The sequence below is a fragment of the Janthinobacterium sp. 67 genome, assembly GCF_002797895.1.
In the GTDB taxonomy this organism is placed as follows: Bacteria; Pseudomonadota; Gammaproteobacteria; order Burkholderiales; family Burkholderiaceae_D; genus Janthinobacterium.
Genome location: NZ_PGES01000001.1, coordinates 2,070,619 through 2,085,078 on the forward strand (window position 1 = coordinate 2,070,619; position 14,460 = coordinate 2,085,078).

13 protein-coding genes are annotated in these 14,460 nt (G+C 63.0%); 10 read left to right on the forward strand and 3 right to left on the reverse strand.

Annotated elements, in window-relative coordinates; translation table 11 throughout:
- The first annotated feature begins 77 nt into the window (after positions 1-77).
- From dapC to CLU90_RS09355, 7 genes are all read left to right on the forward strand, one after another.
- Positions 78-1,310, forward strand: coding sequence for a succinyldiaminopimelate transaminase (gene dapC, locus CLU90_RS09325; protein ID WP_092719482.1), 1,233 nt, complete (start codon positions 78-80; stop codon positions 1,308-1,310).
- A 23-nt stretch (positions 1,311-1,333) separates the two neighbouring features.
- Complete coding sequence (gene dapD / locus CLU90_RS09330; protein ID WP_092719485.1) at positions 1,334-2,161, forward strand: 2,3,4,5-tetrahydropyridine-2,6-dicarboxylate N-succinyltransferase; 828 nt, start codon at positions 1,334-1,336, stop codon at positions 2,159-2,161.
- 122 nt (positions 2,162-2,283) lie between these two features.
- The gene (locus tag CLU90_RS09335) at positions 2,284-3,831 is read left to right on the forward strand and encodes an FAD-dependent oxidoreductase (protein WP_100427743.1); all 1,548 of its coding nucleotides are present in this window, start codon (positions 2,284-2,286) and stop codon (positions 3,829-3,831) included.
- 134 nt (positions 3,832-3,965) lie between these two features.
- Positions 3,966-4,322, forward strand: coding sequence for an ArsC family reductase (locus tag CLU90_RS09340; RefSeq protein WP_100427744.1), 357 nt, complete (start codon positions 3,966-3,968; stop codon positions 4,320-4,322).
- A 69-nt stretch (positions 4,323-4,391) separates the two neighbouring features.
- Positions 4,392-5,528 carry a succinyl-diaminopimelate desuccinylase gene (gene dapE, locus CLU90_RS09345; protein WP_100427745.1) on the forward strand — a complete coding sequence of 379 codons (1,137 nt, stop codon included), beginning with the start codon at positions 4,392-4,394 and terminating at the stop codon, positions 5,526-5,528.
- Between the two features lie 56 nt (positions 5,529-5,584).
- Positions 5,585-6,475 (forward strand): 50S ribosomal protein L3 N(5)-glutamine methyltransferase, encoded by an 891-nt coding sequence (gene prmB, locus CLU90_RS09350; RefSeq protein ID WP_100427746.1) that lies wholly within the window; start codon positions 5,585-5,587, stop codon positions 6,473-6,475.
- Positions 6,476-6,579: 104 nt separating this feature from the next.
- The gene (locus CLU90_RS09355; RefSeq protein WP_072452810.1) at positions 6,580-8,571 is read left to right on the forward strand and encodes an ATP-binding cassette domain-containing protein; all 1,992 of its coding nucleotides are present in this window, start codon (positions 6,580-6,582) and stop codon (positions 8,569-8,571) included.
- Between the two features lie 39 nt (positions 8,572-8,610).
- Here CLU90_RS09355 and CLU90_RS09360 read toward each other — a convergent pair whose 3' ends face one another.
- The gene (locus tag CLU90_RS09360; RefSeq protein WP_100427747.1) at positions 8,611-9,093 is read right to left on the reverse strand and encodes a chemotaxis protein CheW; all 483 of its coding nucleotides are present in this window, start codon (positions 9,091-9,093) and stop codon (positions 8,611-8,613) included.
- Positions 9,094-9,291: 198 nt separating this feature from the next.
- Between CLU90_RS09360 and arfB the strand changes: the two genes are divergently transcribed.
- Positions 9,292-9,690: an alternative ribosome rescue aminoacyl-tRNA hydrolase ArfB gene (arfB, locus tag CLU90_RS09365; RefSeq protein ID WP_034749850.1), complete on the forward strand. Its 399-nt coding sequence runs from the start codon at positions 9,292-9,294 to the stop codon at positions 9,688-9,690.
- Positions 9,691-9,693: 3 nt separating this feature from the next.
- Here arfB and CLU90_RS09370 read toward each other — a convergent pair whose 3' ends face one another.
- Both CLU90_RS09370 and CLU90_RS09375 read right to left on the reverse strand, forming a co-directional pair.
- Positions 9,694-11,553: a flagellar assembly protein A gene (locus CLU90_RS09370; RefSeq protein WP_232731142.1), complete on the reverse strand. Its 1,860-nt coding sequence runs from the start codon at positions 11,551-11,553 to the stop codon at positions 9,694-9,696.
- Between the two features lie 161 nt (positions 11,554-11,714).
- The gene (locus CLU90_RS09375; protein ID WP_092719505.1) at positions 11,715-12,104 is read right to left on the reverse strand and encodes a hypothetical protein; all 390 of its coding nucleotides are present in this window, start codon (positions 12,102-12,104) and stop codon (positions 11,715-11,717) included.
- A gap of 264 nt (positions 12,105-12,368) precedes the next feature.
- Between CLU90_RS09375 and ompR the strand changes: the two genes are divergently transcribed.
- Complete coding sequence (ompR, locus tag CLU90_RS09380; protein ID WP_223278807.1) at positions 12,369-13,070, forward strand: osmolarity response regulator transcription factor OmpR; 702 nt, start codon at positions 12,369-12,371, stop codon at positions 13,068-13,070.
- A gap of 13 nt (positions 13,071-13,083) precedes the next feature.
- Positions 13,084-14,442, forward strand: coding sequence for a sensor histidine kinase (locus CLU90_RS09385; protein WP_092719508.1), 1,359 nt, complete (start codon positions 13,084-13,086; stop codon positions 14,440-14,442).
- Positions 14,443-14,460 lie beyond the last annotated feature (18 nt).

Below are 14,460 nucleotides of genomic sequence, written 5' to 3' on the forward strand. Positions count from 1 at the left end.
GCTTGACCGGCGTCATTGCGCCATGCCCGGCAATCCATACGCGACACTATCACCCCACTCTTGCCCTGGTCCGCTCCGTGAATCCACTTCTTGCTAAACTGCAACCATACCCGTTTGAAAAGCTGCGCCAGCTGTTTGCCGGCGTGACAGTCAATCCCGATTACACGCCCATCAGCCTGGGCATGGGCGAACCCAAGCACCCGACACCGGCCTTCATCGAGCAGGCGCTGACGGACAATATCCACGGCCTGGCCAGCTATCCGACCACCATCGGCTCGGAAGCCTTGCGTACCGCCATCGCCGGCTGGATCGAGCGCCGCTATGGCATCCCCAAGCTCAATCCTGCCACGCAAATCCTGCCCGTGAACGGTTCGCGCGAAGCGCTGTTTGCGCTGGCGCAAACGGTGATCGATCCATCGGCCGGTTCGCTCGTGATCAGTCCGAACCCGTTTTACCAGATCTATGAAGGCGCGACCTACCTGGCCGGCGCCGAACCGTATTTCGTCAATTCCGACCCCACGCGCAATTTCGGCTGCGATTACGACAGCGTTCCCGCGTCCGTGTGGGAAAAGGTCAAGCTGCTGTTCCTGTGCTCGCCCGGCAATCCGACGGGCGCCGTCTTGAGCCTGACGGACTGGGAACACCTGTTCGCCCTGTCCGAGCGCTACGATTTCGTCATCGCCGCCGACGAGTGCTATTCCGAGATTTACCACGGCGACACGCCCCCGCTGGGCGCGCTGCAGGCGGCGCACATGCTGGGCCTGTCCACCACCCTACGCCCGTACGCGCGCCTGGTCGTGTTTTCCAGCCTGTCGAAGCGCTCGAACGTGCCGGGCATGCGCTCGGGCTTTGTGGCCGGCGACGCGGAAATACTGAAAAAATTCCTGCTTTACCGAACCTACCACGGCGGCGCCATGAGCCCCGCCGTGCAGGCGGCCTCCGTCGCGGCCTGGAACGACGAAACCCATGTCGAGGAAAATCGCGCCAAGTACCGCGCCAAGTTCGACGCCATCACGCCGCTGCTGCAATCGGTGATGGACGTGCAATTGCCGGACGCCGGCTTCTACCTGTGGGCCGACGTCAGCCGCACGGGACTGTCCGACACGCAATTCGCGCAACGCCTGTACGCCGAATATAATGTGACGGTATTGCCTGGCAGTTATCTGGCGCGCGACGCGCACGGCATCAATCCGGGCCGCAACCGCATCCGCATGGCCCTCGTGGCCGAAACAGCCGAAGGGCTGGAAGCCGCGTTGCGCATAGTAAAATTCTGCCAGCAGCTTTCCGCATCCGCATCAACCACGCATTAACCCTACATAAACAAGACATCATCATGAGCCAACAACTGCAAACCATCATCGACCAGGCCTGGGAAAACCGCGCCGAGATCAATCCAGGCAACGGCACGGCCGAACTGCGCGACGCCGTCTCCCACGTCATCAATGGCCTGGACAACGGCAGCATCCGCGTGGCCGAAAAAACCACGGGCGACTGGGTGGTCAACCAGTGGGTCAAGAAAGCCGTGCTGCTGTCGTTCCGCCTGGAAGACAACATCGTCCTGCCATCCGACGGCACGATGCAGTTCTACGACAAGGTCCCGACCAAGTTCGCCAACTACACCAAGGAAGACTTCGCCAAGGGCGGTTTCCGCGTCGTACCGCCAGCCGTTGCCCGCCGCGGCAGCTTCATCGCCAAGAACGTCGTGCTGATGCCGTCCTACGTCAACATCGGCGCCTATGTCGATGAAGGCGCCATGGTCGACACCTGGGCCACCGTCGGTTCCTGCGCACAGATCGGCAAGAACGTCCACCTGTCCGGCGGCGTCGGCATTGGCGGCGTGCTGGAACCTATGCAAGCGAACCCGACCATCATTGAAGACAACTGCTTCATCGGCGCCCGTTCGGAAATCGTCGAAGGCGTCATCGTCGAAGAAAACTCGGTCATCTCCATGGGCGTGTACATCGGCCAGTCGACCAAGATCTACGACCGCGCCACGGGCGAAGTCACCTACGGCCGCGTGCCAGCCGGCTCCGTCGTGGTCTCGGGCAACCTGCCTTCGGAAGACGGCAAGTACTCGCTGTACTGCGCTGTGATCGTCAAGCGCGTCGATGCAAAAACCCGCGCGAAAACGGGTATCAACGAGTTGCTGCGCGGTATTTAATTACTGCGCCGCAAGGCGCACGCAGCACCCTGAATGTCCCGCTCCGGCGGGACATTTTCATTTCCGGTTAGCAACTTCAATCGTCCCGCTATCCGCTCCCATCCTGTCCTATACTGGATGGCATGAATACACCTCCCGTCCTGATCGTCGGCGCCGGTCCTACCGGCCTCATGCTTGCCTTGCGCCTCGCGCGCCATGGCGTCGATTGCCGCATCATCGACAAAAATAGCGGCCCGGGCCAGGCGTCGCGGGCCATGGCCGTGCATGCCCGCACCCTGGAGTTTTACCAGCAGCTGGGCTTTGCCGATGAGCTGGTCAGCCTGGGCATCAAGATCAACGCCATGCACATCCATGAAGGTGGCGAAGAGCTGGTGAAACTGGCGCTGGGCGAAATCGGCGAAGGCCTGAGCCCCTATCCTTTCGTGCTGAGCCTGCCGCAGGACGAGCATGAACGCTTCCTGATCAGCAAGCTGGCGGCGGCCGGCGTGCACGTGGAGTGGAACGTGGCTCTGGACCTGTGGACGCAGGACGATAGCGAAGTGCAAGCCATCCTGCTGAAAGATGGCGAACGTCAATATTGCACGTTTAACTATATTTGCGGCTGCGACGGCGCCCGCAGCAAGGTGCGCGAGATCGCCGGCTTTGAATTTTCCGGCGGCACCTACGACCACCTGTATTACGTGGCCGACGCGCAAGTGGCGGGCAAGAATACGGATTTGCACGCCCACCTGGGCGCGAACTCATTTGCGCTGATGCTGCCCGTGCGCACCAGCGGCATGCAGCGCCTGATCGGCATCATGCCGGACAGACCGGAGGGTGCGCCGGCGCCCGTCTTCGACGATGTGCGGGAACAGGTGCAAGCCTTGCTGGGCATCGAGGTCGAACACGTGAACTGGTTTTCCACCTATAAAGTGCACCACCGGGTGGCGGCGCAATTTCGTGAACGGCGCTGCTTCATCCTCGGCGACGCTGCCCATTTGCACAGCCCCGTGGGCGGCCAGGGCATGAACACGGGCCTGGGCGACGCCGTCAACCTGGCGTGGAAACTGGCGCAAAAACTGCGGGGCCAGAGCAACGACGCCCTGCTCGATACCTATGAAAGCGAGCGCATCGTGTTTGCCCGCAAGCTCGTCGCCACCACCGACCGCGCCTTCCAGGCCATCGTCGCGCAAGGCATGGCCGGGCAATTCCTCCGGCGCTGGCTGGTGCCGCACGCGCTGCCCTTCCTCTCGGGCTTCGAACGGGCGCGCCGTCTGCTGTTCCGGACCGTGTCGCAAATCCAGATCAGCTATGAAGACAGCGCCCTGTCCGCAGGCCACGCGGAATACCTGCGCGGCGGCGACCGCCTGCCGTGGTTTTCCGACGGCACGCAAGACAATTTTACGGCCCTGCGCAGCATGGATTGGCAATTGCACATCTATGGCGAAGCGGCGCCCGAGCTGCTGGACGAAGCGCGCGTGCTGAAGCTGCCCGTGCATTGCTACACCTATAACGTGGCCGCCAAGCTGGCGGGACTGGGCCGCGACGCGGCCTATCTCGTGCGCCCCGACGGCCACATCGCGCTGGCCCTGCACCTGCAGGAAAGCGGCGCTCTGCGCGCCCTGGCTTTGCGGCTGGGACTGCATTTCGGGCCGGCAGACATGAACAAGACGGTGCCACGGCCTGTGTAGAGAAAATATCGGGGACATGTTGCAGCGCCGCATCGAGTGGCGCATCGACTGTATAATGGCGGCGACCATCGCATTTTTCCCTGGCGCAAGCGCCGCGATCAAGCGAACCGCATTCATTCCCCTTAGCCCTACCCATGACGACCATTACACTCTACGGTATTCCCAACTGCGATACCGTCAAAAAGGCCCGCACCTGGCTGGCCGCGCAGCAACTCGATTTCACTTTCCACGACTTCAAGAAGCAAGGCCTGGAACGCGCCACCGTTGCAGCGTGGTTGCGGCAATTGCCGTGGGATGTGCTGGTCAACAAGAAAGGCACGACCTGGCGCGCCCTGTCCGACGAGCGCAAGGCGTCCACCGTCGATGCGGCCAGCGCCCTGGAGCTGATGCTGGAAAACCCGTCCATCATCAAGCGCCCCGTGCTGGACAAGGATGGCCAGTTCAGCGTGGCGTTTTCGGATGCGCAGTACAAAGCCATTTTTTCAGTTTAAACCCGACACCTGCAAGGCTGGGGTCGTACGGGGACGCCGAGTCCCAAGGGTACGACCCCGCTCAACACCATGACCACCTCCAAAACCCTCGCCCTGACCGAAAAACTGATCGCCCTGTCCTCGGTCACGCCCGACGACAAGGGCTGCCAGCAGCACTTGATCGACACCCTCACGCCGCTGGGCTTTGTCTGCGAGACGATACAGTCGAACGACGTCACCAATCTGTGGGCACGCCGCGGTACCACCTCGCCCGTGTTCGTCTTTGCCGGCCATACGGACGTGGTGCCGACCGGCCCCGTCGAGCAATGGCGCTCGCTGCCCTTCATTCCCACGCACCGCGACGGCAAGCTGTACGGCCGTGGCGCGGCCGACATGAAGACGTCGATCGCCGCCATGGTGGTCGCTTGCGAGGAATTCATCGCCGCCACGCCCGACCATACTGGTTCGATCGCCTTTCTGATCACCAGCGACGAAGAAGGCCCGGCCACGGACGGCACCGTCATCGTCTGCGACAAGTTAAAAGAACGGGGCGAGCAGATCGACTATTGCCTGGTGGGCGAGCCGACCTCGAGCGCGCAGCTGGGCGACATGATCAAGAATGGCCGCCGCGGTTCGCTGTCGGGCCGCTTGACGATCAAGGGCGTGCAAGGCCATATCGCCTACCCGCACCTGGCGAAAAACCCGATCCACGAAGCGGCGCAGGCGCTGGCCGACCTGGTCGAGGAAAAATGGGATGCCGGCAACGAATATTACCTGCCGACGTCGTGGCAAATGTCCAACATCAACGCGGGCACGGGCGCCAACAACGTGATTCCGGGCGACATGGTGATCGACTTTAACTTCCGCTTTTCCACGGCCAGCACGGCCGAAGGCTTGCAGGAAAGAGTCCACGCCATCCTCGACAAGCATGACTTGCAATACGATTTGCAATGGACCCTGAGCGGCCTGCCCTTCCTCACGCCGCGCGGCACGCTCTCCGATGCGCTGTCGTCCGCCATCCTCGAAGAAACAGGCCTCACGACGGAGCTGTCGACCACGGGCGGCACCTCCGATGGCCGGTTTATCGCGCAAATCTGCCCCCAAGTGATAGAATTCGGGCCGCCCAATGCCAGTATTCACAAGATCGACGAGCACATCGAACTGCGCCACATCGATCCCCTGAAGAATATTTACCGGCGCACGCTGGAGCATTTGCTGCCCGTCTGAACCAGAATACCGAGGCCCGTCACGGCGGGCCAGAACACCGTCTTTTCGAGAATGCCATGACCCCGAACCCGTTTTCCACGCCACGCGACCTGCTGCGCTACGCCGTTACCCGTTTCAATACCGCCAAGCTGTTTTTCGGCCACGGCAGCGCCGAAGCGTTCGACGAAGCGGCCTATCTGATCCTGCACACGTTGAAGTTGCCGCTCGACAAGCTCGAACCGTTCCTCGACGCCAAGCTGCTGCCGTCGGAAATCGCCAGCGTGATGAGCGTCATCGACCGCCGCAGCATCGACCGCGTGCCAGCCGCCTACATCACCAAGGAAGGCTGGCTGGGCACCTACAATTTCTACGTCGACGAGCGCGTGATCGTGCCCCGTTCCTTCATCGCCGAACTGATCCCTGAATACTTCTCGCCATGGGTGGCGGAGCCGGAAGCCGTGGAAAACATCCTGGAACTGTGCACCGGTTCGGGCTGCCTGTCGATCATGATGGCCGACGCCTTCCCGAACGCCACCGTCGACGCCGTGGATATTTCCGCCGACGCGCTGGCCGTGGCCAAGCGCAACGTCGACACGTACAAGCTGCAGGACCGCGTGAACCTGATCGAATCGGACCTGTACGCGAACGTGCCGGCCAAGAAATATGACTTGATCATCAGCAACCCACCATACGTGAATTCCGCGTCGATGGGCGCCCTGCCCCAGGAATATCTGGCCGAACCGCAAATCGCCCTCGACGGCGGCAGCGACGGCATGGACCTGGTGCGCAAGATCATCGCCGGCGCGGCCGAACGCCTGACGGACGAGGGCATCCTGATGATTGAAATCGGCAACGAGCGCGAATACGCGGAAGCGGCCTTCGGCGAGCTGGGCCTGACCTGGCTGACGACGAGCGCCGGCGACGACATGGTATTCCTGCTGACGGCCGAGCAGCTGAAGTTGGGTTAATTGACAAACGCACTACCTCACTCAACCCAACTGCAAATGCCGGGGTCGGACCCTCAGGGTCCGACCCCAGGTTTGCGCCTTTGGGTTAAAACACAAAGAAAAAAATGATACGTTTCCTACAAGTAAGCCTGATGCGCGGCATCAAACCGTTGCTCGAACAAGTCGACGTCACCCTCAATCCGGGCGACAAGATCGGCCTGATCGGCGCCAATGGCGCGGGCAAATCGAGCCTGTTCGCCATGATGCGTGGCGAATTGCACCCTGACCAGGGCGAGATCGATTTCCCGGCCAAGTGGCGCGTGGCTTACGTGGCGCAGGAAACGCCGCCGCTGGACCGTGCCGCGCTCGACTATGCGATCGATGGCGACGTCACCTTGCGCAAGCTGGAAGCGGAACTGGCGCGCCTGGAATCGGAACCGGCCACGTCGGAAAACGGCATCGCCATCGGCGAAATCTACAGCGCGCTGGCCGATGCCGACGCGTATACCGTGCAGTCGCGCGGCGAGCAATTGCTGCTGGGCCTGGGCTTTACCCTGGACCAGATGCAGCAACCGGTGGCCAGTTTCTCGGGCGGCTGGCGCATGCGCTTGAACCTGGCGCAAGCGCTGATGTGCCCGTCCGACCTGCTGCTGCTCGATGAACCGACCAATCACTTGGATCTGGACGCCATCATCTGGCTGGAAGACTGGCTCAAGCGCTACGCCGGCACATTATTGATCATTTCCCATGACCGCGACTTCCTCGATGAAGTCGTCAACGTCGTCGTGCATATCGACGAACGCAAGCTGAAACGCTATTCGGGCAACTACTCGAGCTTCGAGCGCCAGCGCGCGGCGCAGATGATCCTGGCCGCCGGCGCGCTGGAAAAGCAGCAGCGCAAGCGTGCCCACCTGGAATCGTTCGTGAACCGCTTCAAGGCGCAAGCTTCGAAGGCCCGCCAGGCGCAAAGCCGCATGAAGGCGCTGGCGAAGATGGAAGAACTGGCGCCACTGCGCGCCGCCGCCGAATTCTCGTTCGAATTCCGCGAGCCGCTGAGCGCGCCGAACCCGCTGCTGGTGATGGAAGACGTCGATGCGGGCTACAAGATCGAAAACGAAGCGACGGGCGAGATCACGCATAAAACCATCGTCAACGGCATCAAGTTTTCGCTGCAGATCGGCCAGCGTATCGGCTTGCTGGGCCAGAACGGCGCCGGCAAATCGACCCTGATCAAGACCATCGCCGGCGAACTGATGCCGTTGACGGGCGACGCCACCATGGGCAAGGGCCTGAACATCGGCTACTTCGCCCAGCACCAGGTGGAAATGCTGCGTCACGACGAATCGCCGCTGTGGCATCTGGCGAAGATCGCCCCGACCGTGCGCGAGCAGGAACTGCGCAACTTCCTGGGCGGCTTCAACTTCCCCGGCAACATGGTGACCGCCTCGATCGCGCCGTTCTCGGGCGGCGAAAAAGCCCGTCTGGCGCTGGCCCTGATCGTCTGGCAGCGTCCTAACCTGCTGCTGCTCGATGAACCGACCAACCATCTGGACCTGGAAACGCGCGAAGCGCTGACGGAAGCGCTGGCCCAGTTCGAAGGCACCCTCGTCGTCGTGTCCCATGATCGCCACTTGCTGCGCGCCACCACGGACGAATTCATCATCGTTGCCGACGGCAAGCTGCAGCCGTTCGACGGCGACCTCGATGACTACAAGGACTGGCTGTTCAAGACCAAGCTGGGCAAAGGCACGGATGTGCTGCCGGCCGCCGGCAAGGCCAACAAGACGGACTTCCCCGTCGTTTCGCCCGTCGTTGCCGCAGCAGCCCCTGCCGCGCCCGTACGCGACAAGCGCAAGGAAGCGGAAGAGCGCCAGAAAGCCGCCGCCCTGCGCAAGCCGATCGAAAACAAGATCAAGCGCCAGGAAGAGCAGATCGCCAAGCGCAATGCGCAAAAGGCGGAAACCGACGCCAAGCTGGGCGAGCCGACCATCTATGACGCCGCCAACAAGGCGAAATTGAAGCAACTGCTGGCCGACCAGACCTTCTTTACCAAGGACCTGGCGCAGCTGGAAGCGGAATGGCTCGATCTGCAGGATCAGCTGGAAAAGCTCGGCTAATTCAGTAGCGACAAAAGACGACCCTCGGGTCGTCTTTTTTTATGCCGCCTGCAGGGGGCTGGGGCTGCGGATTGCCATCAGGCGGTCGATGTCGACGAGGATCAGACGGCGCCCCGCCACCATGCCCAGACCCAGCAGATAATCGGCTTCCGCCTCGCCCAGGCCGGGCACGGCGGCGATGTCGCCGGGTGCCAGGCTGACGATATCGGTGACGCCATCGACCACCATGCCCATCACGCCATTGCTCAGCTGCAAAATGATCACGTCGGTGGCAGGGTCCGGCGCGCTCTGAGCGCTGCCGAACGCGGCGCGCATGTCGACGATGGGGATGATCACGCCGCGCGAGACGGCCACGCTGTGCAGCACTTCCCCTTCCGAGGAAAAACGGTCGAGTTCCTTCAGCGGGCGCAATTCCCGCACGCAGCGGTAGTCGAGGCCGTATTCCAGGCCGCCCAGCCGGAAGCTCAGGTACTGCGTCAGGTATTGCGCGCTTGCGGCGCCAGGCGTGGTCGTGGGCTGCATGGTGTTCCTTTCATCCGGTAAGCGCTGCCAGGATGCGGCGCAATGATGCAACTTTGGCCCCATGCTAACCAGCATCACCACAGGCGGCGTTGAGAAACGTCAACTTTCCAGGAGGCATGCTTAGTCCCGGTGCCCAGCCTTGCGCCGGCGCAGCCAACTTCCCTTACAATACCCACATCATCCCCCAACAGGCAGGCCATGCAGCACCTCGTCAACCCCGCTGAAGTTGAATTTTCCGCCATCCGCGCCCAGGGCCCGGGCGGCCAGAACGTCAACAAGGTGTCCAGCGCCATCCATTTGCGCTTCCCCATCGCCGCCTCGTCGCTGCCGGAAGCGTACAAGGAGCGGTTGCTGGCCCTGCGCGACAGCCGCATCAGCAAGGACGGCGTGCTGGTGCTCAAGGCGCAGCAGTCGCGCAGCCAGGAGCAGAACAAGGAAGAAGCGTTGCGGCGCTTGCAGGAAATCATCGACAGCGTGACCTTCCTGCCCGCCGTGCGCCGCGCCACCAAGCCCACGCGCAGCTCGCAGCGGCGCCGCCTCGACAGCAAGAGCACGCACAGCGTGCTCAAGCAATCACGCGGCAAGGTCACCGATTAAACGCTACGGCGGCGGAGCATACGTCCATTCCAGGCTGCCCGTGCTGTCCGCAAACACGGGCTGCGTGGCCGGCGTGGCGCTGCGCAGCAAGGCCTTGATTTCCTTCGGCGGCCGGTCGTAGACCTTGGCCGGCCCGGGCGGCACGACCATGGCGCGCACCGTCGTCTCGCCATCGATCAGGCCAAGACTGCAGCGCGACTGTCCCGCCGTCGCCTGCCGCTCCTGGCGCAGTTGCGCCACCAGGGCCAGCATCTGTGCGTGCAGGATTTCCGACTGTTTGACTTCCACGCGCAGCCGCGCCACCTCTTTCAGGACGGGCGCGATGCGCGCGGCCAGCTTGTCGTACTGTAGCTGCTGCGTGGGCTGCAGCTGCAGCTCGCCGCGCCGCAGCTGGCCCGCCAGGGTCAGATAGTTGCGCACCTCGGGCAACTGCGCGATGGCGTCGATCTCCTGCTGGCGCTTGTGTTGCACTTGCAGGAACTGCGCCGCCTTCGCCAGGCTTTCCGCGATCTTTTGCTCGACCGCGCTCAGGTCCGGCACGAGGGGAAACAGCAGCATCTCCACCTGCTTGCGGGGGCCGGCGCTGCCGATGCGGATGGTGCGCGCCGCCACGGCGCAGCCTTCGGCCAGTTCGATGACGACCTCGTCGGCAATGATCTCGCAATTGCTGGCACTGTCGATCACCACGCGCGTGCCGGCGATGACGCAGCTTTCCGCGCGCTTCACGTGTACTTCGCCGCTCAGCGCCTGCAGCACGGAACCGGAAGCGACACCCTCGACGCGCACGTCGCCATGCTCGTTGAAGGCCGTACCGCCCACCAGGTTGCGGCGCAATAAGATCAGCCCGCCATGCGAGTGCAGATGGCCATACACGTCGCCATGGATGGTGATGTCGCTGCCGTCGAGCTGGCGCTGTTCCTGCACTTCGCCATATTCCTCGTAGGCGGCGCGCAGCTTCAGATTGCCCGTGGTGCGGCTGCTGACGCCTTCGCGGCTGACGATCTTGTTTTCGACCGCCATCTTGCCGTGCTCATCGACATTCACATAGCCATCCATGGTGGCGACGAGAAAATCCCCATCGCTGAAATGCTCGGCCGCCGTGCCAGGCCCCGCCACCGTGGCCAGGTCCAGCTCCAGCGGCGCGGGCGGCGGCAGCGCCTTGCCGGCCAGGTCGTAGCCGGGCAAGCCGGGCGTGCCAGGCAGCAGACGCAGCAAACGCGCGTGTTTTTTCACTTGCGGAAAGCGGTTCTTGAAACTGAGCAAATCGAGGCGGCCATCGGAGCGTTCGCGCGGCGCATCGTCGCGGTGGATGCCTTGCGACACTTCAACGAGCTGGGCGTCGCGCCCCGGCTGCGGCGGCAGCACGCGCGCCACCGTGATGCGCTCGGCCTTGCCGCTGGCGAGGATGGCGCGCACGGCCGCGCTATCGATGCCGTAGTGCACGCCCTTGCACCACAGGTCGGCCACCAGCTCGTCAAATTCGCGGCGCGCCGGTACCTGCCCATCCGCGTCCGCCGTCAAGGCTTCAAAGTAAAATTCGGCGCTGTCGCCGCGGATCTTGACCTGTTGGTACAGCGCGCGGCGCTGGGGCGGGAATGGCGCCACGCACACGGCGATGCGCAGCAAGGCGTCGCCCTTGGGCGCGGCGCGGGGCGTGGGAGCATGGAACAGGGTCAGCAGGAACAAACCGTAATCGAGGCCGGCCAGCAACTGCCCCGACTGGAACAGCTGGCCGACGGCGTCGCGCAGCTGCGCCGGCGCCAGCGACATGTCAAGGCACACGCCCTCGTCGCGCTGGACCAGGCCGTGCGGCAAGCCGCCCGCGGGCGCCGCATCCGGAACGGGTGTGTCGTCGTCGCTCACCACTTGCCTCCCCCGGCAACCATGTCAGAAAATTGTATCAGTGCACTAGAACAATATCACGGGGCGTGGTCGTGTGCCTGCCTGAGCAGCAATGTTGGCGGCCAGATGCAAACAGGGCCATGTCTTGCGAGATGGCCCTGTCGGATGGGGTTGTACACCGCCTAGCGGCGCGGCGGATTCGAATAGATGTCTTGCCCCACTTCGTTGATCTGGCGGCGCAGGTCGCGGCGTTCGTCGGGCGTCATGCGGCCCGTGCGGCGCGAGGCGTCGGCGCCTTCGTTGGCGCGGCGCTGCTCTTCGGCGCGCGTGTCGAAACTGCGTGCGTCACGCTGTTCGCGCAGTCGCGTATCATTGCTATTGCTGCGCTGCACCTGTTCATACCGCTGCGCCTGCATTTGCTGCTGGTCGTCACGACGCGACGGCGGCTGGTTTTGCGCTGACGCCAGGCTGGCGGCAAACACGGAGCAAACGGCAAATGCGGACAGCACAACGGTACGTGCGGCAATAGCTGCGCTGGGAGCGGCGTGAATTTTTTTAGTAAAGATATTCATTGAGTTCCTCTTCCGCGATGCCGTATAAACTTAAAGCTGATTTCCACTGTGGCCCCAGTGTATGATGCTTTACACGGTGCAGTAAGAGTAATTGGGTAAAGTTTGTAACACTTTGTAATGGGTCGCCACAGCCCCTTGCCGACGCCGCGCGAGGCGTTACTATAGCAACTAATATAAGATAACACGACACCCTAAATGACCACAACCTCCACTTCCGGCAGCAATACAACAACGCAATCGATCCACGGCCACCAGGCAAAAATCATGGTGGTCGATGACGATGTGCGCCTGCGCGACCTGCTGCGGCGCTACCTGACCGAACAGGGCTTCAATGTCTTCACGGCAGAGAGCGCGACGGCCATGAACAAGCTGTGGCTGCGCGAACGCTACGACCTGCTGGTGCTCGACCTGATGCTGCCCGGTGAAGACGGCCTGTCGATCTGCCGCCGCCTGCGCGGCGCGGGCGACCAGACGCCGATCATCATGCTGACGGCCAAGGGCGAGGACGTGGACCGCATCGTGGGCCTGGAAATGGGTGCCGACGACTACCTGCCGAAACCGTTCAATCCGCGCGAACTGGTGGCCCGCATCGGCGCCGTGCTGCGCCGCAAGGGTCCCGATGAAATCCCGGGCGCCCCGTCGGAAACGCCGCAAACCTTCGAATTCGGCGACTTCGTGCTGGACCTGGGCACGCGCACCCTGAAAAAGAATGGCGAAACGGTGCCGCTGACGACCGGCGAGTTTTCCGTGCTGAAAGTGTTTGCCCGCCATGCGCGCCAGCCGCTGTCGCGCGAAAAACTGATGGAACTGGCGCGCGGCCGCGAATACGAAGTGTTCGACCGCAGCCTGGACGTGCAGATTTCGCGCCTGCGCAAGCTGATCGAACCCGACCCGTCGAGCCCGCTGTTCATCCAGACCGTGTGGGGCCTCGGCTACGTCTTCATCCCGGACGGACAGCCGCGCTGATCGCAGGCGAGGCATGATGAAGCTTGTTCCCGATATCAGCCTGGCGCGGCTGAAAAGCGGCCTGTTCTGGCGCACCTTTTTGCTGCTGGGCACTTTGACCACGGTCAGCATGATCACCTGGATCGGCATGATTTCCGTCATCCAGCGCGAGCCGCAGGCGCAGCAGATTTCCGCCCAGATCATTTCCGTCGTCACCATCACGCATGCGGCATTGACGCACTCGGCTCCCGAACTGCGGCGCGAGCTGCTGTTCGACCTCGTCAGCAATGAAGGCATCCGCATCTTCTCGCTGGAAGAGGACGACCGCATCGAGCCGCCGCCCGACAATTACCTGATGCCCGAGATCGAGGCGCTGGTGAAAGCCAAACTGGGCAAGGACACGCGCTTTTCCGCGCGCGTCAACGGCGTGGCCGGCTTCTGGGTCAGCTTCAAGATCGACGACGACGAGTACTGGCTGATGCTGGACCGCGAGCGCCTGCGCGGCCTGACGGGCTTCCAGTGGCTGGGCTGGGCCAGCCTGGTGTCCCTGCTGTCCCTGCTGGGCGCGGCCATCATTTCCAGCCTGATCAACCTGCCGCTGTCGCGTCTGACGGCGGCCGCGCGCGACATCGCCAAGGGCAAGCAGCCGGCGCCGCTGCCGGAAAAGGGCCCGATCGAAATCATCGAGGCGAACCGCAGCTTCAACCAGATGGTCGACGATCTGCAACAGGTGGAATCGGACCGCGCCGTGATCCTGGCGGGCATTTCGCATGATTTGCGCACGCCGCTGGCGCGCATGCAGCTGGAAGTGGAAATGGCGAACCTGTCGGACGAGGCGCGCGAAGGCATCCAGTCCGATATCGGGCAGATGGACGCCATCATCGGCCAGTTCCTCGACTATGCCAAGCCGACGGAAGCGTCGAGCTTTACGGACGTCGACCTGAGCGGTTTACTCAGCGACATGACGCGCGAAGCCATGCGCCTGCCGGACGTGAAGATCAACGCCACCATCGCCGATGGCGCGCATGCGATGGGCAACCCCACCGACTTGCGCCGCGTATTGAACAACCTGATCGAGAATGCGCGCCGCTATGGCAAGACGCCGGGCAGCGACATGACGGAAATCGACATCGCCTGCCAGGTACGCACCAGCCACGGCGCAAAAAAGGTCATCATCGAGGTGCAGGACCACGGCACGGGCGTGCCGGCGGAAAAGATCGAGCAGCTGATGAAACCGTTCACCCGTCTCGACACGGCGCGCGGCCAAGCCAACGGTGCCGGCCTGGGCCTGGCCATCGTCGACCGCGTGCTGCTGCGCCACGGCGCCGAATTACAGGTGCGCAACCGCGAAGGCGGCGGCCTGGCGTTTCAGATCAGTTTGCCAGCGGCGTAGGTCGGCTTAGCGCAAGGC

What these genes read in the sequence shown, in the direction of transcription:
- dapD (WP_092719485.1), top strand. Translation starts at nt 1,334, where the DNA reads ATGAGCCAACAACTGCAAACCATCATCGACCAGGCCTGGGAAAACCGC.
- CLU90_RS09335 (WP_100427743.1), top strand. Translation starts at nt 2,284, where the DNA reads ATGAATACACCTCCCGTCCTGATCGTCGGCGCCGGTCCTACCGGCCTC.
- CLU90_RS09340 (WP_100427744.1), top strand. Translation starts at nt 3,966, where the DNA reads ATGACGACCATTACACTCTACGGTATTCCCAACTGCGATACCGTCAAA.
- dapE (WP_100427745.1), top strand. Translation starts at nt 4,392, where the DNA reads ATGACCACCTCCAAAACCCTCGCCCTGACCGAAAAACTGATCGCCCTG.
- prmB (WP_100427746.1), top strand. Translation starts at nt 5,585, where the DNA reads ATGACCCCGAACCCGTTTTCCACGCCACGCGACCTGCTGCGCTACGCC.
- CLU90_RS09355 (WP_072452810.1), top strand. Translation starts at nt 6,580, where the DNA reads ATGATACGTTTCCTACAAGTAAGCCTGATGCGCGGCATCAAACCGTTG.
- CLU90_RS09360 (WP_100427747.1), bottom strand. Translation starts at nt 9,093, where the DNA reads ATGCAGCCCACGACCACGCCTGGCGCCGCAAGCGCGCAATACCTGACG.
- arfB (WP_034749850.1), top strand. Translation starts at nt 9,292, where the DNA reads ATGCAGCACCTCGTCAACCCCGCTGAAGTTGAATTTTCCGCCATCCGC.
- CLU90_RS09375 (WP_092719505.1), bottom strand. Translation starts at nt 12,104, where the DNA reads ATGAATATCTTTACTAAAAAAATTCACGCCGCTCCCAGCGCAGCTATT.
- ompR (WP_223278807.1), top strand. Translation starts at nt 12,369, where the DNA reads ATGGTGGTCGATGACGATGTGCGCCTGCGCGACCTGCTGCGGCGCTAC.
- CLU90_RS09385 (WP_092719508.1), top strand. Translation starts at nt 13,084, where the DNA reads ATGATGAAGCTTGTTCCCGATATCAGCCTGGCGCGGCTGAAAAGCGGC.